At 59.0% G+C, this 22,759-nt stretch carries 18 protein-coding genes; 10 read left to right on the top strand and 8 right to left on the bottom strand.

Going from position 1 to position 22,759, the window contains the following annotated elements; translation table 11 throughout:
* The first annotated feature begins 27 nt into the window (after positions 1-27).
* The 4 genes from HMPREF3135_RS06085 to HMPREF3135_RS06100 all read left to right on the top strand — a co-directional run bounded on the left by HMPREF3135_RS06085 (position 28) and on the right by HMPREF3135_RS06100 (position 6,628).
* Entirely contained in the window at positions 28-1,347 is a 1,320-nt protein-coding gene (locus HMPREF3135_RS06085; RefSeq protein ID WP_070438709.1) for a PH domain-containing protein, read from the top strand.
* A 108-nt stretch (positions 1,348-1,455) separates the two neighbouring features.
* Positions 1,456-3,267 (top strand): maltose alpha-D-glucosyltransferase, encoded by a 1,812-nt coding sequence (gene treS / locus HMPREF3135_RS06090; RefSeq protein WP_070438712.1) that lies wholly within the window; start codon positions 1,456-1,458, stop codon positions 3,265-3,267.
* A 32-nt stretch (positions 3,268-3,299) separates the two neighbouring features.
* On the top strand, positions 3,300-4,652 hold the full coding sequence (locus HMPREF3135_RS06095) for a maltokinase N-terminal cap-like domain-containing protein (RefSeq protein ID WP_070438715.1): 1,353 nt from the start codon (positions 3,300-3,302) through the stop codon (positions 4,650-4,652).
* A gap of 59 nt (positions 4,653-4,711) precedes the next feature.
* On the top strand, positions 4,712-6,628 hold the full coding sequence (locus tag HMPREF3135_RS06100; RefSeq protein ID WP_070438718.1) for an ABC transporter ATP-binding protein: 1,917 nt from the start codon (positions 4,712-4,714) through the stop codon (positions 6,626-6,628).
* Between the two features lie 55 nt (positions 6,629-6,683).
* Here HMPREF3135_RS06100 and HMPREF3135_RS06105 read toward each other — a convergent pair whose 3' ends face one another.
* Positions 6,684-7,643 (bottom strand): diacylglycerol kinase, encoded by a 960-nt coding sequence (locus HMPREF3135_RS06105; RefSeq protein WP_049192863.1) that lies wholly within the window; start codon positions 7,641-7,643, stop codon positions 6,684-6,686.
* 224 nt (positions 7,644-7,867) lie between these two features.
* Here HMPREF3135_RS06105 and HMPREF3135_RS06110 point away from each other — a divergent pair, with 224 nt between their 5' ends.
* The 3 genes from HMPREF3135_RS06110 to HMPREF3135_RS06120 all read left to right on the top strand — a co-directional run bounded on the left by HMPREF3135_RS06110 (position 7,868) and on the right by HMPREF3135_RS06120 (position 13,016).
* A complete protein-coding gene (locus tag HMPREF3135_RS06110) occupies positions 7,868-9,562 on the top strand; it encodes an FAD-binding oxidoreductase (RefSeq protein WP_049192862.1) in 1,695 nt (564 codons plus the stop codon).
* A gap of 622 nt (positions 9,563-10,184) precedes the next feature.
* Complete coding sequence (locus HMPREF3135_RS06115; protein WP_070438720.1) at positions 10,185-11,768, top strand: glycerol-3-phosphate dehydrogenase/oxidase; 1,584 nt, start codon at positions 10,185-10,187, stop codon at positions 11,766-11,768.
* A 96-nt stretch (positions 11,769-11,864) separates the two neighbouring features.
* Positions 11,865-13,016 (top strand): MalY/PatB family protein, encoded by a 1,152-nt coding sequence (locus tag HMPREF3135_RS06120; protein WP_070438723.1) that lies wholly within the window; start codon positions 11,865-11,867, stop codon positions 13,014-13,016.
* A gap of 8 nt (positions 13,017-13,024) precedes the next feature.
* Here HMPREF3135_RS06120 and HMPREF3135_RS06125 read toward each other — a convergent pair whose 3' ends face one another.
* The 4 genes from HMPREF3135_RS06125 to HMPREF3135_RS06145 form a co-directional block, all read right to left on the bottom strand.
* A complete protein-coding gene (locus tag HMPREF3135_RS06125) occupies positions 13,025-14,383 on the bottom strand; it encodes an acid phosphatase (RefSeq protein WP_048732746.1) in 1,359 nt (452 codons plus the stop codon).
* A 280-nt stretch (positions 14,384-14,663) separates the two neighbouring features.
* Positions 14,664-15,530, bottom strand: a complete 867-nt coding sequence (locus HMPREF3135_RS06135; RefSeq protein ID WP_005510660.1) for a 3-hydroxybutyryl-CoA dehydrogenase — start codon at positions 15,528-15,530, stop codon at positions 14,664-14,666.
* 187 nt (positions 15,531-15,717) lie between these two features.
* Positions 15,718-16,335, bottom strand: coding sequence for a hypothetical protein (locus HMPREF3135_RS06140; RefSeq protein WP_048732750.1), 618 nt, complete (start codon positions 16,333-16,335; stop codon positions 15,718-15,720).
* A complete protein-coding gene (locus tag HMPREF3135_RS06145; RefSeq protein ID WP_038629105.1) occupies positions 16,335-16,658 on the bottom strand; it encodes a putative quinol monooxygenase in 324 nt (107 codons plus the stop codon). Before HMPREF3135_RS06145 ends, HMPREF3135_RS06140 begins: the two co-directional genes overlap by 1 nt.
* Before the next feature lie 106 nt (positions 16,659-16,764).
* Here HMPREF3135_RS06145 and HMPREF3135_RS06150 point away from each other — a divergent pair, with 106 nt between their 5' ends.
* Positions 16,765-17,319, top strand: coding sequence for a gamma carbonic anhydrase family protein (locus HMPREF3135_RS06150; RefSeq protein WP_005510604.1), 555 nt, complete (start codon positions 16,765-16,767; stop codon positions 17,317-17,319).
* 62 nt (positions 17,320-17,381) lie between these two features.
* Here HMPREF3135_RS06150 and HMPREF3135_RS06155 read toward each other — a convergent pair whose 3' ends face one another.
* Positions 17,382-18,089: an isochorismatase family protein gene (locus HMPREF3135_RS06155; RefSeq protein WP_070438728.1), complete on the bottom strand. Its 708-nt coding sequence runs from the start codon at positions 18,087-18,089 to the stop codon at positions 17,382-17,384.
* 171 nt (positions 18,090-18,260) lie between these two features.
* Between HMPREF3135_RS06155 and HMPREF3135_RS06160 the strand changes: the two genes are divergently transcribed.
* Positions 18,261-19,214, top strand: a complete 954-nt coding sequence (locus HMPREF3135_RS06160; protein WP_049189378.1) for a DUF808 domain-containing protein — start codon at positions 18,261-18,263, stop codon at positions 19,212-19,214.
* On the opposite strand, the gene HMPREF3135_RS06165 is transcribed toward HMPREF3135_RS06160, so the two are convergent.
* Both HMPREF3135_RS06165 and HMPREF3135_RS06170 read right to left on the bottom strand, forming a co-directional pair.
* Positions 19,211-19,660, bottom strand: coding sequence for a YchJ family protein (locus HMPREF3135_RS06165; protein ID WP_101738793.1), 450 nt, complete (start codon positions 19,658-19,660; stop codon positions 19,211-19,213). The genes HMPREF3135_RS06160 and HMPREF3135_RS06165 overlap by 4 nt on opposite strands.
* 167 nt (positions 19,661-19,827) lie before the next feature.
* Positions 19,828-21,261, bottom strand: coding sequence for a GuaB1 family IMP dehydrogenase-related protein (locus HMPREF3135_RS06170; RefSeq protein WP_070438731.1), 1,434 nt, complete (start codon positions 21,259-21,261; stop codon positions 19,828-19,830).
* Between the two features lie 152 nt (positions 21,262-21,413).
* Between HMPREF3135_RS06170 and HMPREF3135_RS06175 the strand changes: the two genes are divergently transcribed.
* Complete coding sequence (locus HMPREF3135_RS06175) at positions 21,414-22,664, top strand: glutaminase (protein WP_070438734.1); 1,251 nt, start codon at positions 21,414-21,416, stop codon at positions 22,662-22,664.
* The last annotated feature ends 95 nt before the right edge of the window (positions 22,665-22,759 follow it).

Consider the following 22,759-nt stretch of genomic DNA (forward strand, 5'->3'; position numbering starts at 1 on the left):
CTCAAAAGCTTCGCCACAATCGCTGCGGTGATTGCATTCGCAGTCGCGAATCAGTGGCAGTTGGCCGTTGCTGTCGTGACTCAGCTCTACGACTGGGCATGGCTCGGTCTCCTTGTCGGTACCGGTGCGGTCGCCATAATTATTGGTCTGATTGCATTTTTCTCGTGGCTATCCTGGCGGTATACGTTCTACGAACTCACCGACGATGAGGTTCGCTACGGCTCCGGATGGCTACTGCGTTCTCGACGCGCGGCACGGCTCGACCGCGTGCAGGCGGTGGATATCAACCAACCATTGTTGGCGCGCATTTTCGGGCTCGCCGAAATTGTCATTGAAACAGCCGGCGGCTCCGATTCGCACTTCACAATCAAATACCTCACTCCCCCGCAGTGCGAACAGTTCCGCGCCGACGTGTTGGGTGAGGTAGAAAAGCTGGACACCGAACTGGCACATTCGCTTTACGACGGCGACAGCCCCGCCGCTGCTCAAGACTCCAGCGCCCACATGTCCTCCCGCATGTCCGACGCGAAGACCATCTTTGGCCCGGTCAATGTCGGACGGCTGATTGCATCCGTGGCCATTGGACCCGGTCTTTTCGTCGGCATAGCTCTTATCCTCCTCGCCGTTGTCTCTGCGCTGTTCACCGACTTCATCGTGGAAATCCTCAGCGGAGTAACCATCACTACTCTGATTGTGATTGGCAGTTTCGCGCTCGGCCTTTTCGGAGTACTAAATCAGTCGTGGGATTTCACGCTGAAGGTGTCGTCGGAAAGCAGGCGTCTGGCGATTACCGCCGGACTGTTGTCGACGCGCGCTCAGACCATTCCGATCGATCGCATTCATGGCTTTAAAGTGGTGCAACCGCTCTGGTGGCGTCCGTGGAGGTGGTCCCGTGCGGATGTCTCCGTGGCGGGCTATGGCCTGGACAGTGCACAGTCGAACAACACACTGGTGCCAGTGGCGCCGACACCGGAGACGGACACGATTGTCGATTACCTGATGACTGAGATTGCGGGACCGGCCTCTACCGATGACCTGCTGGGCTCCTGGCAGACTCCACGCACGGCATGGTGGCTCAGCCCAATTGACTGGAAATTTCAAAAGGTGCAGGCCACGAAGCGGGGGCTGTTAGTGACCAAGGGTCGGTTCTGGCATACGCGGTTCATGGTCCCCTGGCAGCGCATCCAGGGGCATACACTAACCATTTCTCCGCTGAAGAAAGCGGCGGGAGTGGCGAACGTGCGGATCGACATGGTGCCGGGAGCGGTCACTCCGGTGGCAACGGAGTTGAAGTTGGATGATGCGTACCAGCTCGCTGCGTTAATTCAGGAACACAAGGCTGTTTAGAATGCTGTTTAATGAGGTCTCCCAGGACGGCCATCTCGCACGGTCTTGTGGGATCTCGCAGGAAAACTCTCTCTGCAGGCTAGTGGCATAGTCATTACGCTGGGATGCATGACTATCGCCAAGGAAGATTACGAGTGGTACCGCAGCGCGGTGTTCTATGAGGTGCTCGTCCGGGCCTTCTTCGACTCCGACAACAACGGCTCCGGCGACCTCAAAGGGCTGACGGAGAAGCTCGATTATCTGCAATGGCTGGGCGTTGACTGCCTCTGGCTGCCGCCTTTCTACGACTCCCCGCTGCGCGACGGCGGTTACGATATCCGCGACTTCCGCGCCGTGCTCGACGAGTTTGGCACGGTCGAGGATTTTAAGGTGCTTCTCGACGAGGCCCATGCGCGCGGTATCCGCGTTATTACTGACCTGGTGATGAACCACACCTCCGATAGCCATGAGTGGTTCCAGCAGTCGCGCACTGACCCCGATGGCCCCTACGGCGATTTTTATGTCTGGACTGACGACCCGGACACCTACTCGGGCGCACGCATTATCTTCGTCGATACCGAGGACTCCAACTGGACCTATGACCCGGTGCGTGGCCAGTACTACTGGCACCGCTTCTTCTCCCACCAGCCGGATTTGAACTATGACAATCCGGCGGTGCGGGAAGCGATGCTCGATGTGCTGCGCTTCTGGTCCGATCTCGGCATCGATGGCTTCCGCCTCGACGCTGTGCCCTACCTCTTCGAGCGCGAAGGCACTAACTGCGAGAACCTGCCCGAGACCCACGCTTTTCTGAAGCGCTGCCGCAAGGTCATGGATGAGGAATACCCGGGTCGCGTCCTGCTGGCGGAGGCCAACCAGTGGCCCTCCGATGTGGTGGAATTCTTCGGCGACCCGGAGGTCGGCGGCGACGAATGCCACATGGCTTTCCACTTCCCGCTCATGCCACGCATTTTCATGGCGGTGCGAAAGCAGTCCCGCTTCCCCATCTCGGAGATCCTGGAGTCTACGCCAGAGATTCCGTCTTCGGCTCAGTGGGGAATCTTCCTGCGCAACCACGATGAGCTGACGCTGGAAATGGTCACCGATGCCGAGCGCGACTACATGTACGCCGAGTATGCGCACGATCCGCGAATGAAGGCCAACATCGGCATTCGCCGTCGTCTAGCGCCACTGCTGCAAAATGACCGCACACAGCTCGAGCTTTTCAATGCCCTGCTACTCTCCCTGCCGGGTTCGCCGGTGCTCTACTACGGGGACGAAATTGGTATGGGCGACAACATTTGGCTCGGCGACCGCGATGGCGTTCGCACACCGATGCAGTGGTCGCCCGACCGCAACGCCGGGTTCTCCAAGGCCGACCCCGGTCGGCTCTATCTGCCGACCATTCAGGATGCGACCTACGGTTACCAGGCGGTCAATGTCGAGAACCAAGCGAGCTACTCCAATTCGCTGTTGAATTGGGTGCGTCGACTGATCCAGGTCCGCAAGCGCTATGAGGCTTTTGGCCTCGGTGACTTCCGCGAGCTGAATAGCGACACCGCCTCTGTTCTGACCTATCTGCGCACATACGGCGACGAAGTGCTGCTGTGCGTCAACAACCTGTCCTCCTACCCCGCGGCCGTCTCGCTGGATCTGTCCGAGTTCGCCGGAGCCACCCCGGTAGAGCTCACGGGTTCGGTTCCCTTCCCCACGATTGGCACTGATTCCTACCAGATCACGCTTCCTGGTCACGGTTTCTACTGGTTCGAAATCCAGTTGCCGCCAGAGACAAACCTCGAATCGAGCGCCTCGATGTCGGCGCCGACAATCCCGGTTGCGCAGGCGATATCGGACGCGCCGGTGACGTCATCACGCGAGCACTCCGGCACGGCCGCCGATGCCTCCGCCGATGCCGTAACAAACGCCGATAATAAAGAGTGATCTTTTAAGTCCCGAAAGGCGAAAGAACTAAAATGACTATTCCCACCGCCGAATTCATTGCCGAAGAGCTGGCAGAAACACTGGTCAAGATGCGCTTTTTCGCTGACAAGGTCTCTGACATCGACCACGTCGAGATCCTCGCGCTTGACCCCGTACTGCGCGACAATCCCGACAGTCCCGATGTCGATATCGCATTGGTGAGGGTGCACACCGCACATTCTGCACCGACCTATCAGCTGCCCATCGCTTGGGCGGAGGACGTCCCCGATGGCCACGAGCAGTCCCTGCTGGTTCGCGCCGAGGGCATCGTCGGCTACGACGCTCTGATCGATTCGGATGCCATCACAGCACTCGGCCAGAAGCTTTCCGACGAAGGCAAGCTCGGCCGCATGGAACTGCGGCGTGTGCCGGGCTCTGAGCAGCTCCGACCGGAATCCGGCCGCCCCATGGGAGTCGAGCAGTCGAACACCTCGGTCATTTTCGACGACCGCGTGATGTGCAAGTTCTTCCGTCGCCTCTACCCCGGTACTAATGCCGATGTGGAGCTGCTGGCCGCACTGGCCCAGGCGGATTGCAAGTTCGTCCCTGAGCTCTACTCCTGGGTGGAGACCACCATTGGCGAAGACACCTACACCACCGCCATGCTGCAGGAATTCGCACCGAACTCGGTCGATGGCTGGGAGTTGGCTCTTGGCGCAGTGCGCGATGCCATCCGCGACAGTCAGACCCCGCTGGAAGATTTGGGCACCGACTTTACATCCGAAGCGCGTGCGCTCGGCGCAGCAGTGGCCTCGGTACACAGCAGCCTCGCTGCCGCTGTCGCGGTAAAGGAGCGTCTGACCGGTGCGGAGCTGGTAGCCCCACTGCGAGCTCGACTGGACTTCGTTGCTGGTGTGGTGCCACAAATTGCTGAGGTCAAGGATAAGGCTCAGGCTATCTTCGATCGCGCGGAGGCTGCGGTTCCGGAAGGTGGCGCCGTCGTCCAGCGAATCCACGGTGATCTGCACTTGGGGCAGGTATTGCGCACGCCGAGCTCTTGGCGCTTGATTGACTTCGAAGGCGAGCCGTCGCGCCCGTGGGAGGAGCGCCGGCTGCCGGATCACCGCCTACGCGATATCGCCGGCATGATTCGCTCCTTCGATTACGCCGCTCACTACCCGCTGCTGACCGGACGTGAAGACACCGAGGCGGCTACCGAGCGTGTTGAGCAGTGGGCTCGCCGCAATATCGATGCCTTCCTGGAAGGCTATGGCGACGCCAGCGACCCGGCACTACTGGAGGCTTTTGTACTGGATAAGGCCATCTACGAGTGCCTTTACGAAGCTCAGAACCGCCCCAACTGGCTGCCGCTGCCGCTTGGTGCTGTGCGTTCGCTGTTAGGATAGGGCTTTTGTCGCAGTAATTTCATAGCGGGAGTGATCCTCCCGCAAGATAGAGGTCTTTCGTGCGTCTGCTCAGCAGAATCCTGTCCACTACACGAGTGCTCTGGCCTTTCTATATCGGGGTCATCATCTGTTCGCTGGCCACCGCCGCCGCGTCGTTGATTAGCCCCTTCCTCATCCGCGATGCCACCGACGCCATCGTCGGCGCGGTGTCCAGCGATGAAGGCTTGAGCCAGGCGGCGATGTCCGATACCACTCGCACGGTAATCTGGCTGGTCATCGGGCTGCTAATCGCAGATCTGACGCAAACCATCGTGCATAACATCGGTGGTTACCTGGGCGATGTGATGACTGCGCGCATGCGCGAGATTCTGTCGACCCGCTACTATGCAAAGCTGCTGTCGCTGCCGCAACGCTATTTCGACAGTCAGGTCACCGGCACAATTATCTCCCGCCTGGAACGCTCGATTACCAATATCACGCAGTTCCTCCAGGCGTTTTCCAACAACTTCTTCCCAATGCTGTTGACCGTCGGCGCGGTACTGGGCATCACCGCCTGGCACTACTGGCCACTGGCGGTGCTGTTGATTATCGTTTTCCCGGTCTACACCCTGCTGACCGCGCTGACCTCGAAGCGCTGGCAGAAGATTGAAGCGAAAAAGAACGAACAAATCGATATCGCCGGTGGCCGTTTTGCCGAGGTCATCGGCCAAGTCAAGGTTGTCCGCTCCTTCACTGCAGAGCTGCGCGAAATCGCTTTCTTTGGTTCCCGCTTCCGCCGCACCATCTCCCTGACCCGCGATCAGTCAACGTGGTGGCACCGCATGGATGCCCTTCGCGGGGGCATTTTGAACATCATCTTCGCAGGCATTTACCTGCTGCTTTTCCTGCGTACGCTGTCGGGAGAATTCTCCATCGGCACCATGGTCATGCTCATTCAGCTGATTAACATGGCGCGCCAACCAGTGACCATGATGAGCTTCCTGGTCGACGCTGCCCAACGCGCAGTCGCCGGTTCGCGCGATTACTTCAAGGTCATGGAGCTTACTCCAGAGACTCGCACGCAGCCGGAGCTGCTCAGTGCAGCGACCGCGAATAACGGCGACTTCGACTCCGCGTCCGTTAGTTCCACCGCAGACGCAGAGTCCGTCGACAGCGCCCACCGTTCCTCCCTGGAACGCGCAGCCGAACAGGAGGCAATTGGCGCTCCCATTGTCGACTTCGACGCAGTGGATTTTGCCTACGAAGAGGACAAGACGGTGCTCTCCAATGTCAGCTTCCAGGCGTACTCGGGCCAGAAAATCGCCCTGGTCGGCGAGTCGGGTGGCGGCAAGTCCACCATCGTCAACTTGCTGCTCGGCTTCTACGCCCCGACCGCAGGCCGCTTGAGCGTGCTGGGGTCGGATGTCTCCGAGGTTTCCGGTTCCACTCTGCGTGCTGGCTCTGCCGTCGTGTTCCAGGACTCGTCACTGTTCTCCGGCACGATTCGGGAAAACATCGCCTACGGCAAACCCAACGCCACCGACGAAGAAATCATTGCCGCCGCGAAGAAGGCCAACGCCGACGACTTCATCCGCAGCTTCGCCGACGGCTACGACACCACTATCGGCGAGCGAGGTATGAAGCTCTCGGGTGGCCAGAAGCAGCGCATCGCCATCGCGCGCGCAATTTTGAAGGATGCTCCCCTGCTCATCCTGGACGAGGCCACTTCGGCGCTGGACACCAAGGCAGAACGCGAAGTTCAGCGAGGCTTGGACAAGCTGATGGAGGGACGCACAACGGTTATCATCGCCCACCGCCTGTCCACAATTTCCGATGTGGACACCATCGTGACGCTGCGTGACGGTCACGTCGACGAGGTCGGAGCACCCGCAGAATTGGCGCAGACTGACGGTATCTACGCCGAGTTGCTACGCCTGACGGCTTCGGCCTCGGCGGCGGATCGTCTGCGCCTGAAGAAATACGGCATCAAGGGGTAACGCGCCGTCGTCAAGCATGCAGGAAACGCTTGACGACGGGCACCCCTGCGCCCTTTTACGGACGGGGAACGATGTAGCGGCCAGCGCCCGGAACAATTTCGACGGTGACCGGCATCGGGAACATGAGGTCGCCGTCAGCGTAGGCATTCATCTGGCGTGGCGGGCCGATGTATTCCACGTAAGCCTTCTTGGCGCGGTAGGTGCTGACCTCCCCGATTTTTTCAACGGTGCCGTCGAACACGGACTTGAAGGCCAGGGCGGCCTTGATGCGCCCGGCTTTGCCGATGACAGTGATGTCCATCAGTCCGTCGGAGTGGTCTGCGGACGGGCAAATCTTCATCCCACCGCCGTAAGAACGGGTGTTGCCGAAGGCGGCCAGCGTGATTGGATCTTCGAGAACCCGATCGTCATCGAGCGTGATGCGGAATGGTAGCGAGTGAAAAGCCAAGAACTCGCGGACGATAGCCAGGTTGTAGCGGTTGCGGCCATGCGGCCAGGTCATCTGATTGACGCGGTCGGAGACAATCGAGTCGAAGCCGGCACACATGATAGTGCCGAACCAGCGCTGCTCCCCTGCCTCATTGATGATGCGGCCGAGGTCAGTGGTCGTCCAGAAGCCATCGGCGATAACGTGAGCGGCATCGCGAGCATTGCCACGCGGCAGATTGTATTCGCGACCGTGGTCGTTTCCGGTGCCGGCCGGGATAATACCGAGGGGGATGCCGGTCTGTGCCTGCTCCTGCAGTGCGAGGTTAATCATGCCGTCGCCACCACAGACTGCCAGGGCATCAATTCGGCCGTCGGCGATGACCTCACGAATGAGCTTGCGGGCGTCGTCGGGGTTAGCACCTTGGAGAGCGATGACATCGATGCCGCGATCCGCGAACACCCGGCTCGCCCGGGCGGACGCAATCTGCGAGGCGCCATGACCCGCGTGGGGGTTAGTGACCAGAGCAAGGGTACGAATCTCAGTTGTTCCCAGCGGGTAGTTGAGATCCTTGTCGTTAGCGTTCATCGAAGAAATACCTACTTTTACGTGGGCTTTTGACCGGTCAATACTGGCCTTTATGGGAGTGCGTTAATGCATCTAACTAAAGCTTACCAAGATTGATTGACATTTTTTGAGAAAACGTAACGTAATACCGCTATAATAAAAGATGTAAAGATGTGCTTCCGCGCAAGTTACATATAATTCCGCAGTTCAGACTCGCAGCACCGATGCCCAAGGAGAAGCTCAGGATGTCTAACAAGCTCACGATTCCGTACCGCATGCGCTGGTGGGGCTGGGGTGTTGACGGCAACGACAAGCCAATCACCACGGCCAGCGAGAAGCTACTGCAGCGCGAAATCGGTATGTCGTTGGACGCAAACAACCCGCCGCGCAACATCGCCGACGTCACCATCCCCAATAGTCGCCTCAGCGCCGAGGATATCGAAGCCCTGGGCGCTGTTGTCGGCGCGGATGCCGTCGCCACCGACCACGACACCCGCGTCAAGCACGCGGTCGGACGCTCCTACCCCGACCTGGTTCGCCTTCGCGCAGCCAAGCTCGATGTCGCCCCAGATGCTGTAGTGCTACCGAAAACTGAAAAGCACATCGAAGACCTGTTCAAGGTATGCGCTGAGCGCAAGATTGCAGTCGTCCCCTTCGGTGGTGGCACCTCGGTCGTCGGCGGCGTGGAGGCTGTTGACGGAGGCATGGGTAAGGCCATCGCAGTGTCCATGACCGCCTTTAACAAGATCATCGACATCGACAAAGTCGCTGGCACTGTCACCGCCCAGACCGGCGTTTTCGGCCCCGACCTGGAAAAGGAGCTGTCCAAGGCCGGCTTCACCGCTGGTCACTTCCCGCAGTCCTTCGAGTACTCCACTGTCGGCGGTTGGGTTTCCTGCCGCTCGGCAGGCCAAGAATCCTCTGGTTACGGTCGTATCGACCGCAACGTGATTGGCATGCGCGTCGTCACGCCAGCCGGCACCATGGAATTCCGCGACATGCCGTCGTCGGCATCCGGCCCGAACCCGCGTGAGCTTTTCCTGGGTTCGGAGGGCACCCTGGGCATCATCACGCATGTGACGATTGCCCTGAATCAGCGTCCACAAAAGGAGATGCTCTTCGACACCTACTTCTTCAACTCCTTTGAGGAAGCCGCCGAGGAGCTGCGCAAACTGGAGCAGAGCGGCAATATCCCGCACCTAGCACGCATCTCCGACGAGAAGGAGACGCTGTTCGGCCTCACTCAGCTGGGCTCCGCCAGCATGTCCGAGAAGGTCACAAAGTACCTGAAGCTGCGTGGCATCGACACCCCGTGCATGGTGATTTTTGGCTTTGCGCAGACGGATCCGGTCGGCGCCCGCGTCACCCGTGAGCGCCTGGCCGCTCGCCTGCTGGCCAAGAAGTGCGTCCGCATGGGCTCCATCCCGGGCATGGCTTGGGTTAACCACCGCTTCTCCTCGCCGTACCTGCGCGATGTCATGATGACTCGCCGCGTCGGCGTCGACACCCTGGAAACCGCCACCACCTGGGATAACGCCGCTACACTGCGCCGCGAAATCGCCTCCGCAATGGAAGCCGCTGGCGAGAAGCACGGCACCCCGGTGTACGTCTTCTGCCACATCTCGCACATGTACGAATCCGGCTGCTCGCTGTACTTCACGTACTTCTTCCGCGAGACCGAGGGCGAGATCCTCCAGCAGTGGATGGACATCAAGACCGCGGCGTCGGAGGCCATGATGAACTTTGGCGGCACCATCACGCACCACCATGGCATTGGCCAGGATCACAGCCCGCAGTACTACGAGGAGAACACCGAGTTGTTCGCCAAGGTCATGCGTGCAATTAAGGACGAACTCGACCCTGCTGGCATCCTCAACCCGGGCAAGTTGGCTACCGGTCCGCACTCCTTGGAAGAGCGTTACGACGGCAACATGATTTAACCCTGTTGCCGCCAGCCTCCGCTAGCGAGCTAGACTGACCAGTTCGCTGGCGTAGATTGCCGGTGACGTTGGGCCGTCATAAATAAACAGTGAAACGTAATCGTCAAGGGTAAAAGATTCAAGTGCTGCGGTCATTGTCGCTGTCGCTTCTTCCTGGGATTCCAAGCGAAGATGCCCGGATAGTGGGATGGTCGGCTCAATCGGTGCGATTTCGTCCGTGCGACCGCAAACAGCGTGGCGTTTTAAATACCTAAGCGTGCTTTTCTAGTTACGACCTGTCTGGGGTGGCACGGACTGGAGACAGCAGCAACACATTTGCAGCGATGGTGCAATAGCAGCGAAAGCTCGGTTCATGGACTCAGAGCGGTTGGACGCTGGGTGCATAGCCATCGAGGTGTCTCCTTCCTTGTAATCCCGGGAAATGATTCGCAACTAAGAAAGATCTCTTGAATCAATATCCGTGCCGGTCGTTGATAATGAACAACTTAGTCTATTTCTAAGCGCCTTGCAATGGGGTACGCCCGAAATAGTTCACACTCACTACGCACTCCACAACTTCATCACTTACGCCAGATAGTTTCATCACTATCACCGTCTTCGGGAAAGTCGAGGAAGAAAGACTATGACTGCCACGCACGCTCCTCAGCGCGATCGCTCAGCTGCGGTTTTGAACAAGGCTCGTCGGCAAGCGGACTTGAATCGTCTACGCGAAGAAACCGCTAAGGGCGACATCCCAGATCTGCTGGTCATCGGTGCCGGTATCACTGGTGTCGGCATCGCTTTAGATGCAGCGTCGAGGGGTTTGAAAACCGTTCTCGTCGAATCGAAGGACCTAGCTTTCGGCACCTCTCGTTGGTCATCGAAGCTCGCCCACGGCGGACTGCGCTACCTTGCCAGTGGCAATGTCGGTATCGCTCGCCGCTCAGCTATTGAACGTGGTGCGCTGCTCGACGTCACCGCTCCGCACCTGGTGCATAACCTGCCACAGGTTGTACCGGTGATGGATAACTTTGCACCGTTAACCCGGGTTTTGCCGCGTTTAGGCTTTTTGGCCGGTGACTTTCTGCGCATTATCCCTGGTACCCCCGCCACTACCCTGCCGTTGTCCCGGACTGTCAGTTCCCGCCGAGTCAGCCAGCTTTCGCCGACCGTCCGTAAGCGCGACGTGAAATTCGGCTACGTCAACTACGACGGTCAGCTGCGTGACGACGCACGCTTGGTCACCGCTATCGCTCGAACTGCCGCCAGCTACGGTGCAACTATTCTGACCCGGGTGCGCTGCGAGAATGCCTCTGGCACTAGCGCCACGCTAATCGACGAGCTCACTGGCGATTCCTTCGAGCTGCCGGCTCACGCTGTGGTCAATGCCACTGGTGTGTGGGCCGCAGACCTAGCGACGAACATCAAGATTCGCCCATCTCGCGGCACGCACCTGGTTCTTGACGCCGCGAAGCTAGGCAACCCTACCGGCTCTCTGACGGTACCGGTTCCTGGTCACACCAACCGTTTCTGTTTTGTCCTGCCCGCAGAGCACAACCGCGTCTACATTGGCCTGACCGACGAGGATGCACCGGGCCCGATTCCGGACGAGCCGGAAGTACCGGAGGATGACATCGTTTTTCTGCTCGATGTCATCAACCAGGCCCTCGAGGTTCCGCTCACTCGCGACGATGTCATCGGCGCTTTCGCCGGTCTGCGTCCTCTCATCGACACCGGCGAGGCGCATACCGCGGATCTCTCCCGCGAGCACGCCTTATTGGAGGCCCCGAACGGCCTGATTTCCATTACTGGGGGCAAGCTCACCGAGTACCGTCTAATGGCGGAGCAAACCGTGGACAAGGTTGCGGAAAAGCTCGGTGTTTCGCTTGCTCCGTGCTCCACCCGCACCATCCCTGTGCTGGGCTCCGAGCCAGAGGAGCTCGACCGCGCTCGCACCGCTGCCGCTGCCGGCCGTATCCCGATGCCGCTGTTTAACCGCTACGGTGCCGAATCCTTCGAGGTCATCGAATCCTGCCCGCTCGACCGAGCGCTTGACCCGGTAGCGGAGGGTCTCGATGTCACCCGCGCCGAGTTCGCCTGGCATGTGACGCACGAGGGAGCTCTCAGCGTCGACGATATTCTCGATCGCCGCACACGTCTGGGGCTGGTCAAGGCTGATCGCGAATCTGCCCTGCCAGCTGCTGAGGAGGCACTGAGGCTAGCCTAGCGCTGGTCATTGCCGCGGCTGCTTCTGATGCGGCCGTAGCTACTGGATAAAGCGGGGGTCTTCGGACTTCCCGCTTTTTCTGTATACACGGAAACTATGAGTGTAAATAACGCTGTCACTTTCCCCTCCCTCGATGAACTCCGCTCCCGCAGGACAGTCAAATGGACCGCATATTCACCGGACGTGCTGCCACTGTGGGTCGCCGAATCCGATGCCACAACCTGCCCTGCCGTCAGTGCCGCAATCGACGAGGCGTGTCAGCGCGAACAATTCGGATACCTCTCGCAGGACATCACCGCGCTTACGACCGCAACCGCGGACTTTTCTGCACAACGCTACGGTTGGCGTCCCAACCCGGACAATATCTTTGCAGTCGCCGACGTCGTCCGCGGTGTCACACTCGCGGTTGAACGCTTCACCCGCCCCGATTCCGCAATTGTCGTCCCCACTCCCGCCTACATGCCGTTTTTCCAGGTAGGTCCCGCGCTGGGACGCGAGACAGTGTGCATTCCCACGCTTGCCGACGGCCCGGATCTCGGCGCCCTCGAACGCGCCTTCGCCGACGGTGCCGGTTGCCTAATCTTGTGTAACCCGAATAATCCTCTCGGCTTTACCTACTCCCCCGAAAAACTGCGTGAGATTACCGATTTAGCCGCTCGCTTTGGTGCGCGCGTTATCTCAGACGAGATTCACGGCCCAGTTGTTCTAGATGGCACTCACACTCCAACCGCGTCGGTGTCGGATACCGCGGCGGCCGTGACTATCACGGTGACTGCTACCTCGAAGGGCTGGAATACCGCCGGCCTCAAGTGTGCGCAAATCATCTTTAACGACGAAGATGCCAAAACCTGGCTGGAGCTGCCCTTCATTGTTCGCGAAGGCGCTTCTATTCTTGGTGTCGCCGCGGCCACCGCCGCCTACCGCGATGGCGTGCCCTGGCTGGACAATTTTGTCGATGTCCTGCGCACCAACCGTGAGACTCTGCGAACACGTTTGTCCACTATTGCGCCGCAGGCTCGCTTTACCCCACCGCAAGCATCATTTTTGGCGTGGTTGGACTTGGGTGACGTGCCTGGTGTTGCCAGTGAGGACCCAGCTGCGTGGCTGGTTGAAAACGCCAAAATAGCACTCAACCCCGGCTTCGCATTCGGCGAAGGCGGGGCTGGGCATGTGCGGCTTAACTTTGCGACCTCCCCGGAAATCCTCGGTGAGGCCCTGGACCGTCTTGACGCGGCCCTGCGCTTGTAGTTGACGTTTTAGTTGGTGACAGTGACGCTGCCGTCGGCGTTGACAACAACGTTGGCGGCCAGAGCGCGAGCCAGGTTCATGCGAACGTGCTGGCCCTCACCGTCAGTGCGATCGAGCGGGTAGCCGGATGGGATTGCGGTCTGAGCGAGGACGGAGCTGCGCTGTTCCTCAGTCAGCTGCGGGAAGCGGGTCTCCAGCAAACCTGCGTACCGCTTCGGAACAACAACTGGCTCGTTAGCCGGGCCAACCTGCTTGAAGTCGTAGGTCATGCGTTCGGTGTACTGCTGAACGGCAGCTGCGGTGCTCATGTACGGAGTGTCCTTGGCAACGCAGTTGGCGATGGTGTCGCCACAGCGGTACTCGAGCTCCGTACGCAGCTCATCCATGGCTTCTTCGATGAGTGGGCGGAACTCTGGGTCTGCCCAACGATCAGCTGCGGCCTGGTTGCCCATCATGCGGCCGCCCATAACGTCCAGCGGGTAGTGGACGCCCATGACAAGGCGAGAATGACCAGCCTCGGACGCACGCGCCTGAATCTGCGGTGCAACCTCCGGCAGCATCATGGCCAGCATGGTTGAAGTCCATGCAGCCTTGTTGGTGTGGCCCGACGGGTAGGACGGGGTGGTCGAGTACGGGTCGTCCTGACCTTCGCGGTAGTAGCGCTCGATGCGCTCCGGCGCCACCACAAACGGGCGATCGTAGCCGTAGACGTACTTCTCGAAGAAGGTCGAGCTGACCAGACCGCCGCCGCGAGCAAGGTTGCCGGACAGCAGGGCCTTTACCTTCGGCAGGCGATCCTCGTCATAGGCATCACGGAAGTGCTGGCCCAGGTTTGCACCGAAAGCAGTGGAAATATTGGCCAGTGGGTCCAGGTAGTCGTCATCAAGAGCGAGTTCCTGTGCCTGCGGGTCATTCTTGGCAGCGTTGTTAATGCGGACGACCGTTTCGAGGTTCTGGTCCATAACCTCTGGGTGGTTCTTCTCCAGCTCCACGAAAGGATGCACAACGTAGAAGTAGAACCAGTTATCGGTGGCGGCATCCGACGGGTACGCGCGTGCAATCTGGTCCGGGCGATACGAGGTTGGCTTCGGCGCATTCGGGTCGGTGTTTTCACCGGAAGATGACGGCAGCGAGATGGAATCCGGGACCTCGAAGCCACCGCCGGGGAGCTTGATTCCCTCTGGAGCTGCCACATTAGCTGGAAGATCAGAAACAGAGTCCAGGCGGTTGCCGTGCTCGGCCAACGGGTTGACCGGAGCTGCCACGGCCGTTGCCGGTGTAAGCCCCATTACAACTGCCATTGCTGCGGTAGCAGCGCCGACGCGAGTACGTGTTGCAGTGCGCTTGTGCGGCTTCAAAGAAGACACTGAAGCATTCCTTTCCAGATTGCTGCGTGGGAGGCACCAGTTGTGAAGTGCTCTATAAGCCAAGGTCTGACAAAATCTTCACTTATGTTAAGCGCACTGTGAGGTTTCGGCGCGTTGAAAAGAAACAAGTTTTCAAAATGCTAGCGCCGATCGTGGGAGCTGTCCCCATCAGACTCCGGGTTTTCACTGATAAATGCATAAAAGAAACCGGTTGGCGGGAGAAACGCCCGTCAACCGGTAAGAACTCAATACTCGCCCCAAACGGGGCTAAAAGCGTGGACTACTTGGAGTAGTCGTAGAAGCCACGGCCGGACTTGCGGCCGAAGTGACCCGCCTCAACCATGCGCTTGAGCAGTGGAGGTGCCGCGTAAGTCGGCTCCTTGTACTCATCGAACATGGCATCGGCAATGAACTTGATGGTGTCCAGACCAACCATGTCGGCCAGAGTCAGCGGACCCATCGGGTGCGCACAGCCATTGACCATTCCGGCATCGATGTCTTCTGCGGTAGCAATGCCGTCCTGCAGCATGCGGATAGCGCCGAGGATGTACGGAACCAGCAGGGCGTTAACAATGAAGCCCGAGCGATCCTTAGCGCGAATGACGGTCTTGCCCAGCGCCTCGGAAGCGTACTCGTACGCACGCTCCGACTGAACATCACCGGTCGTCAGAGTAACGACATGCTCTACCAGAGGCAGAACGGGCACCGGGTTGAAGAAGTGCAGACCCATGACGCGCTCCGGACGCTTGGTGGCTGCGGCAATGGACTGAATCGGCAGCGAGGAGGTGTTGGAAGCCAGGATGGCATCGTCCGACTCAACAATCTCATCGAGCTGCGAGAAGACGCTGGCCTTTACTTCCGGGTTCTCCACGATGGCCTCGATGACCAGCTCACGGTCAGCGAAGTCCTCCAGCTTGGTGGTGAAGCTAATACGTCCCAGAATCTCATCACGTGCAGACTGCTCTAGCTTGCCACGGGAAACGGCCTTATCCAGTGACTTTTCAATACGGGCGCGACCGGACTCAAGGAACTCCTCCTTGGCCTCCCAGACCTTGACATCGCTACCGGCCTTCGCACAGACCTCAATAATTCCGGAGCCCATCTGACCGGCGCCGACGATACCTACTCGCGAGATACTATTTGCCATTGGCGTGTTTTCCTACCTTCTACTCTGGGTTATTAGCCAGCATTGTGCTTCATCCGAGTGCGCATTCGCTTGACGACGATCACAGCGCACTGGCTTTATTTACACGCTACTCACTTCCCCGGTTCCCCGGGCACGCTTTGCAGGACTTTTTACTTGAATTCCCCCCCCCCCGAGCTTTGGGCAGCGGCTAGTACTGCATACGTTTTTCCAGCGCCTGCTGAATATCTTCCAGCTGCTGCTGAGAAGAGCGTGCCAACTCTTGCAGGTCGTTTCCGCCATGCTTTTCCAGCTCTTCCCACTGTCCGAGCATCTTATCCAGGCTGCCTTCCATCAACGTCAGATAAGCCATATCTGCGTGTGGCCCCTCCTCGTTCTCGAGGCGAGTCATGGTGGCGGTGTCGAGCTTGGTCTCCGACGGATCAACATCGACGCCGAGAGTCTTGACTAGCTGCGCTTCCTCTTCAGCAAAGATTGGCTCCGCCTGCTGCGCAATCTTTCGAGTCTCTTCCGAGACCGATTCCTTTGCAATTAGTGTCTGCGATGCTTTCTTCAGCGCCGCAGTATCTGCCGCCAGCTGAGCCAAGTTATCCCGAATGGCGGCAGTGGAGGCAACAGCACTCTGCTCCTGGCTTGACTGATTTTGGCTACCCTCCAGGGCTGCCTCATCGCTATCCCCACAAGCACTGAGACCAACGACGAGAGCAGAGGCCAGCACAGCGGAGCCAATACGCAGGCCACGCCCAATCAGAGAATAGGTGTCACTGCTGGAAGCGGCTGCGCTATCGCGAATGGTGTCTGAGGACATTAGTCGACCTGCAGCTCGCCCATGCGATCCCAGTCCTGCTTATCTGGCAGTACCTGCGAGACAATCTTCGGGGTCTCAGCGAGCAGCGGCTTCATCGCCTCCAGGCCCTTGGCGAAGTGCTCGGAATTGACGTGGGCTTCACCAGCGTCATCATCGAATGCCTCGACGAGGATGTACTGGTTGGGGTCTTCTACGCTGCGGGACCATTCAAACCACTTGTTGCCAGCCTCTGCGCGGGTGGCAGCGGTGAACTCAGCGACGTGGTCCATCCATTCGTCGGCAAATTCCGGCTTAACTTGGTAATTCACAACGATAAAAATCATGTCGCCCACTGTAGGCGCGTCCAAGCAGAATTGCACCCTTCGACGAATAGAGTTTCGCTGAGAATTTTTCTTACGCTGACCTCAGGTGACAGTTATATTGGTTTGTATGATGAACACTCCGCTCATTCTCACCTACCAAGATAAGACCCCACGCATTCATTCCAGCGCCTGGATTGCGCCCGGCGCGGTCATTATCGGTGATGTCGAAATCGGTGCGGATAGCTCCGTGTTCTACGGTTCTGTTCTCCGAGGAGACGTCGCACCGATCCGCATCGGCCAGCGCACCAATATTCAGGACAACTCCACAGTCCATGTCGACCGAGGTGTGCCCACAATTCTCGGCGATGATGTCACCGTCGGACACATGGCCTTGGTCCACGGCACCACGGTTGAAAATGGTTGCCTCATCGGCATGAAGTCCACCCTGCTTTCGCGTTCCCGTATCGGCGCTGGCAGCCTCATTGCTGCAGGTGCCGTGGTGTTGGAAGATCAGATTATCGACCCCAGGTCGCTGGCTGCAGGCGTTCCCGCCAAGGTGCGTCGTGAACTCTCCGCCGAGGAAGCAGAGGGCTTCATCGCCCATGCAGGGCGTTATGTGGAAACAGCGTCCAACCACCGCCACCTCCGCGAGGTCGACCTGGATATGGTGACTTTTAACTAGGCGGCTGCCGAGGCGCCTAGCTAAGCGGCTAGGCGGATTGTTTGACGGTCAACGTCGCAGCACTACACCACTGTCGCGCCCGCCGCGGCCAATTCCGCTAGTGCAGCCTTGCCGCGCTCCGGGTCCACCGCCGCGACCTGATTGCTCAGAACACGAACGGAAAAGCCCTCCTTGAGGCCATCGAGCACTGTGGCGCGGACGCAGTGGTCAGTCGCAACTCCCACCACATCGATTTCTTCGATGTCAGAGGCGCGGAGAGCGTCGGCAAGCGAAACGCCAGCCTCCGTTGTTCCCTCGAAACCGGAGTAGGCGGCGGCGTACTCCCCTTTTGTGACATCGATACGCACAGCAGCGGGGTTGAGCTGCTCAAAAAACGCGATGGCGCGCTGCATGCCGGGGTGAATCTCTGCGCCCGGGGTACCTGCAACACAGTGTTTCGGCCAGGTATCGACGAAATCCGGGGTTTCAGAGAAGTGCGTGCCTGGGTCGATGTGATTGTCACGGGTGGTCGCAAGAACCGAGTACTTATTCGCTGTGCCCGCAACATGCAGATATGTAGCGGTGTACGCTGCCTCAGCACCGTCGACGGCAAGTGCGCCACCCGCGGAAAAATCATTCTGAGCGTCGACGACTACCAGTGCCATGCGGGGGCGCGCCGGGCGCTGTTGTTCCTCGGAGTGGGCGTCGTTGCTGGTGTCTGCCCCGGTGCCAGCGTTGTCCGAGTTGTCCGCATTGACCTGTCGGTAGATTTCGGAGAAGGAAGCGTTCATGGCCTATATCTTGCCACGTGCCCACGTTCAGAGGAGCACGTGAACTATCGACAGGATATCGACGCCCTAGCGACAACACAGAGTCAATCCGGGAAAGCGGTTAAAATTGCTCCGGTAATTCTTTGATACGACGACGGCTCCTGGTCGCGTCCTCCAATACGGGAGGTTTTTATGGCAGGCGGACTTGTCGCGCTGCTTGACGACGTTGCCACGATTGCACGTGCTGCAGCGGCAACAACAGACGATATTGCGGCTGCGGCCGGCAAAGCTAGCGCTAAAGCCGCCGGTGTTGTGGTTGACGACGCTGCGGTAACGCCTAAATTCGTCGAGGGTGTCTCGCCGAAACGCGAGCTGCCGATTATTTGGCGTATCGCCAAGGGCTCCTTGGTCAATAAAATTGTCATTATTCTGCCGATTGCATTGCTGCTAAGTCAGTTTCTGCCCTGGGCGCTGACGCCGATTTTGATGCTCGGCGGCTCCTACCTGTGCTTTGAGGGCATGGAAAAGGTCTGGGAGAAGATTAAGCACCGAATCTCTCCCGATCAGACTGAGCAGGAGCGGATGGAGGCGGCGACCAACCGCACACCACAGAATGAAGATTCCCTGGTGAAGTCTGCAATTTTCACAGACTTGATTCTCTCTGCGGAAATCATGGTGATTTCTCTCAATGAGGTCGCTGATCAGCCACTGCTCAATCGCGCGCTGATTCTTATTGTGGTCGCACTCATCATCACGCTTGCGGTCTACGGCGTGGTGGGCTTCTTGGTCAAGATTGATGATATTGGCCTGCACCTGCAGTCCAAGAAGTCAGCCGGTATCAGCAAGTTTGGTGCGGCGCTGGTCAAAGCCATGCCAATCGTTTTGAACACAATCGGTATTATCGGCACGTTTGCCATGCTGTGGGTCGGTGGCCACATCATGGTGGTCGGCCTCGACGAGCTGGGCTGGCACCTCCCCTACCAGCTGGTCCACAACCTTGAGCAGCTGTTTACCGGTGGCTTCCTCGGCTGGTTGGCCAACACCACCGGCTCACTGATTTTCGGCGCCATCTGGGGAGCAATCATTGTGGCGATTGTCGCCGTGCTGCCATTCGGCCACGGCAAGCACAACAAGTCTGATGCTTAGGAGTACGTGACCTCGCCGTCGACGTAGACCCAACGTCGCGCACGACGAACAAAACGAGAACGCTCGTGCATCGTGCCGACACCGTCATGGTCATGAAAGGCCGCTTCAAATTCCACGATGCCTTCGCGGTCATCCTCGCCACCATCGACAGCGTTGATGATGGTGAGTCCTTCCCATTCCACACTGTCATCGACATTGATAACTTCCGGGCGGTAGCGCGGATGCCACGTCCGCCAGATGTAGTCCGCCTCGTGGGCAGCGTAAGCGCTGTACCTCGCGGCCATCAGCTCAGCTGCGGTCACTGCCTCCCGCTCACCGCGGTGCAGCGGGCCACAGCACTGCCCGTAGAGTCCCCCACCACACGGGCACAAATCGGAATCAGTAACGCGGGCGCGGGCGAAAAATGCGTTCCCGCTTCCTGCTCTAGCACCGTTTCCTGCTACCAATCCAGACTCCGTTACAGCACTGTTTTCTCTTACCTGCCGACCCATAATCGCCAGCCCCTCCCCAATCTTGCACGTGGTACTAAACACGTCCTAACAACGTCTTTACATACCTACCAATTGGCCCGCAGCACCGCTAGTCGGCTTAGCCCCGAGAGGCTTGACGACGGCTACCGCGTCGCCCTCGGCATTCCTTCCGCAAAGCCCGCAGCGGATTGAATTCCCACCACTGCCCGCTCAGCGAACTGCTCGATGGTGGCCGAACCCGCGTATGTGAACGAAGAACGTACGCCCGAGATAATGCGATCGATCTGGTCCTCCACGCCTTCGCGGCCTGGCTCCAGGTAGATTTTCGCAGTCGAGATGCCCTCTTCGAACATCTCGCGCCGGGCCTTCTCAAAGGCCTCTACCTGTGCATTTCGGCTCTCCACCGCACGGTGTGAAGCCATGCCAAACGACTCCTTGAACATGCGCCCGTCGACGTCCTTTTGGACATCACCTGGGGACTCGAAGGTACCGGCAAACCACGAACCAATCATCACGTTGGACGCACCCGCAGCCAACGCAAGCGCAACATCGCGAGGGTCCTTCACTCCACCATCAGCCCAGACATGCACGCCGCATTCACGGGCAGCTGCAGCGCATTCGAGCACGGCAGAAAACTGTGGACGCCCAACTCCGGTCTGCATTCGGGTTGTGCACATCGCACCCGGACCGACGCCGACCTTAATAATGTCGGCTCCCGCCTCCGCTAGGTCGCGAACACCATTGGCGGTCACGACATTGCCAGCGGCAATTGGCACAGGTGGGTTGAGCGCGCGGACTCGTCGTAAAGCACGGAGCATCGATTCCTGATGACCGTGGGCGGTATCGACAACGAGCACGTCGGCACCTGCGTCGAGCAGTGTCTTCGCGCGCCCTTCAACATCACCGTTGATGCCAAGCGCCGCACCGACGCGCAGCTTGCCCTCCGCGTCGACAGCCGGCTTGTAAAGCGTCGCCCGCAGCGCGCCTTTACGCGTGAGGATACCCACCAGCGCGCCATCGGCATCCACCACCGGAGCGAGTTTGCGCCCGGATGCGGTGAGCTGGTCGAAAGCGTCACGGGGCTCAATATCGGCCGGAAGCGTAAATAGCGAAGTGGACATGAGCGTCCCCACCTGCGCAAAGTTGTCAACGCCCGCCAGATCACGGCCGGTAATCAGACCAACCGGTTTGTTGTCTTCCACCACCACTGCCGCACCGTGCGCGCGCTTCGGCAGAAGATGGCGCGCATACCCCGCGGTGTGGTGAGGCTTGACGACGATTGGAGTGTCGAAAACCAGCCCAGCGGACTTGACCTTGCGGATGGTCTCAGCAGCAATGTCAGCTGGGACGTCCTGCGGCAGGATGGCAATTCCGCCTCGGCGAGCGGTGGTTTCGGCCATCCGGCGACCGGAGATGGCCGTCATATTGGAGACGACAATCGGAATGGTTGTGCCGGTGCCATCATCGGTGGCTAAATCGACACCCATGCGAGAGCCGACGGATGACTTTGACGGCACCATGAAGACATCGCTGTAGGTCAACTCGTAGGGCGCGGACTGATTGTTGAGGAATTTCACACACCCCAGGATATGCCGATTTTTCCGGCGCGCACGGTGAGAGTGCACAGAGGTGAGCATCAGTGGCTGACCTCGCCTGGTGTAGGTTCGAACGGGACTCCATTGACTCAACCGGGATTTTTCAGCCCAGGAAAGATGCTTAGCAGAATCTGATGAAAACGCCGATCAAAGATTACTTGTCCGAAATCGTCGAATCCGTCCGCCCCGATGAGTCTGGCGAGGTAGCGGACTATATTCCCACCCTTGCCCAAGCTAATCCCGACCGCCTCGCGCTTGCTATGACCACCGTGTCAGGGCGCACCTATACCGCTGGCGACACCGATACTGAATTCACCATTCAGTCGATGTCCAAGCCCTTCGCTTATGCCGCAGCCATCACCGAGCACGGCACAGACAAAATCGACAGCATTGTGGGCACCGAACCTTCCGGTGAGGCTTTCAACGAGCTGTCGCTGGAGCAGGGCACGCACCGACCAAAAAATCCGATGATTAATGTCGGCGCACTGGCCATCAACCAGTTCGTATGCCAGCCAGGTGCCAACTGGAAGACTCGCACGAAGCACATGGTGGAGCTTCTCTCGACTTTGGCTGGCCGTAAGCTTCGCGTTGACTACGATGCCTATGAATGCGAAATGGACACTGCCCATCGAAACATGTCCATCGCACATATGCTGGCAGCTTACGGTTTCATCGAAACCACGCCCCACGATGCTGTCCGCGGCTACACCGCACAGTGCTCCGTGCTGGTCAACACTCGCGATGTCGCCATGATGACCGCAGTGTTGGCCAACGGTGGCGTTAACCCGGTTACCAATCAGACTGTGCTCGGCCGCTCGGTTGTTCGCAGAGTCTTGTCCGTGATGGCTATTGCCGGCATGTACGACGAGGCCGGTGAATGGTTTACCGACGTCGGGATTCCCGCCAAGAGCGGTGTCGCCGGCGGCTTGCTGGGAGCGCTGCCTGGACAGGCGGGGCTCGCAGCCTTTTCGCCGCGATTGAACGACCACGGCAATAGCGTCCGCAGCATTGCCATTTTCCGGAAGCTCTCCGAAGATTTGGGTCTTCATCTCATGGATGCCGATGCGATTGGTTCGCGTGCGCTGCGCGGTACACGCGTCAGCAATGGCCGCTCGATCATCGAGATTCAGGGCCCCGTCAACTTCACTGCGGCCGAGATTGTTCTCAACAGGTTGGCGACTTCCACACCGTCGGAAAGCGAAGTTGTCTTCGACGTCAGCCGCGTTGGCATTGTCAACCCGGTGGGACGCACGTTGATTCTGGAAGCGATGCGACGTCTGAGCCACGAGGGCAAGGAGATCTTGTTCTACGACCCGGAGGGCGTACTGCCGAACCCAGATATGGGAGAGGGGCTGCTGCCGGTCATCCTCCAAGATGCGCCGTAAACTACGCTAACCGAAATCCAATATGGTGACGTTCGGGTAGTCTTGAACGATCGTAACGCTCGAAAGGCAGCAGCGCGAGAACAACCGGAGGGATG

This window comes from Corynebacterium sp. HMSC14H10, from assembly GCF_001807105.1.
GTDB lineage: Bacteria > Actinomycetota > Actinomycetes > Mycobacteriales > Mycobacteriaceae > Corynebacterium > Corynebacterium jeikeium_D.

Excerpts from the sequence above, each read along its gene's own strand:
- treS (WP_070438712.1), top strand. The coding sequence starts at position 1,456 with ATGACTATCGCCAAGGAAGATTACGAGTGGTACCGCAGCGCGGTGTTC.
- HMPREF3135_RS06095 (WP_070438715.1), top strand. The coding sequence starts at position 3,300 with ATGACTATTCCCACCGCCGAATTCATTGCCGAAGAGCTGGCAGAAACA.
- HMPREF3135_RS06105 (WP_049192863.1), bottom strand. The coding sequence starts at position 7,643 with ATGAACGCTAACGACAAGGATCTCAACTACCCGCTGGGAACAACTGAG.
- HMPREF3135_RS06110 (WP_049192862.1), top strand. The coding sequence starts at position 7,868 with ATGTCTAACAAGCTCACGATTCCGTACCGCATGCGCTGGTGGGGCTGG.
- HMPREF3135_RS06115 (WP_070438720.1), top strand. The coding sequence starts at position 10,185 with ATGACTGCCACGCACGCTCCTCAGCGCGATCGCTCAGCTGCGGTTTTG.
- HMPREF3135_RS06120 (WP_070438723.1), top strand. The coding sequence starts at position 11,865 with ATGAGTGTAAATAACGCTGTCACTTTCCCCTCCCTCGATGAACTCCGC.
- HMPREF3135_RS06135 (WP_005510660.1), bottom strand. The coding sequence starts at position 15,530 with ATGGCAAATAGTATCTCGCGAGTAGGTATCGTCGGCGCCGGTCAGATG.
- HMPREF3135_RS06140 (WP_048732750.1), bottom strand. The coding sequence starts at position 16,335 with ATGTCCTCAGACACCATTCGCGATAGCGCAGCCGCTTCCAGCAGTGAC.
- HMPREF3135_RS06145 (WP_038629105.1), bottom strand. The coding sequence starts at position 16,658 with ATGATTTTTATCGTTGTGAATTACCAAGTTAAGCCGGAATTTGCCGAC.
- HMPREF3135_RS06150 (WP_005510604.1), top strand. The coding sequence starts at position 16,765 with ATGATGAACACTCCGCTCATTCTCACCTACCAAGATAAGACCCCACGC.
- HMPREF3135_RS06155 (WP_070438728.1), bottom strand. The coding sequence starts at position 18,089 with ATGAACGCTTCCTTCTCCGAAATCTACCGACAGGTCAATGCGGACAAC.
- HMPREF3135_RS06160 (WP_049189378.1), top strand. The coding sequence starts at position 18,261 with ATGGCAGGCGGACTTGTCGCGCTGCTTGACGACGTTGCCACGATTGCA.
- HMPREF3135_RS06175 (WP_070438734.1), top strand. The coding sequence starts at position 21,414 with ATGAAAACGCCGATCAAAGATTACTTGTCCGAAATCGTCGAATCCGTC.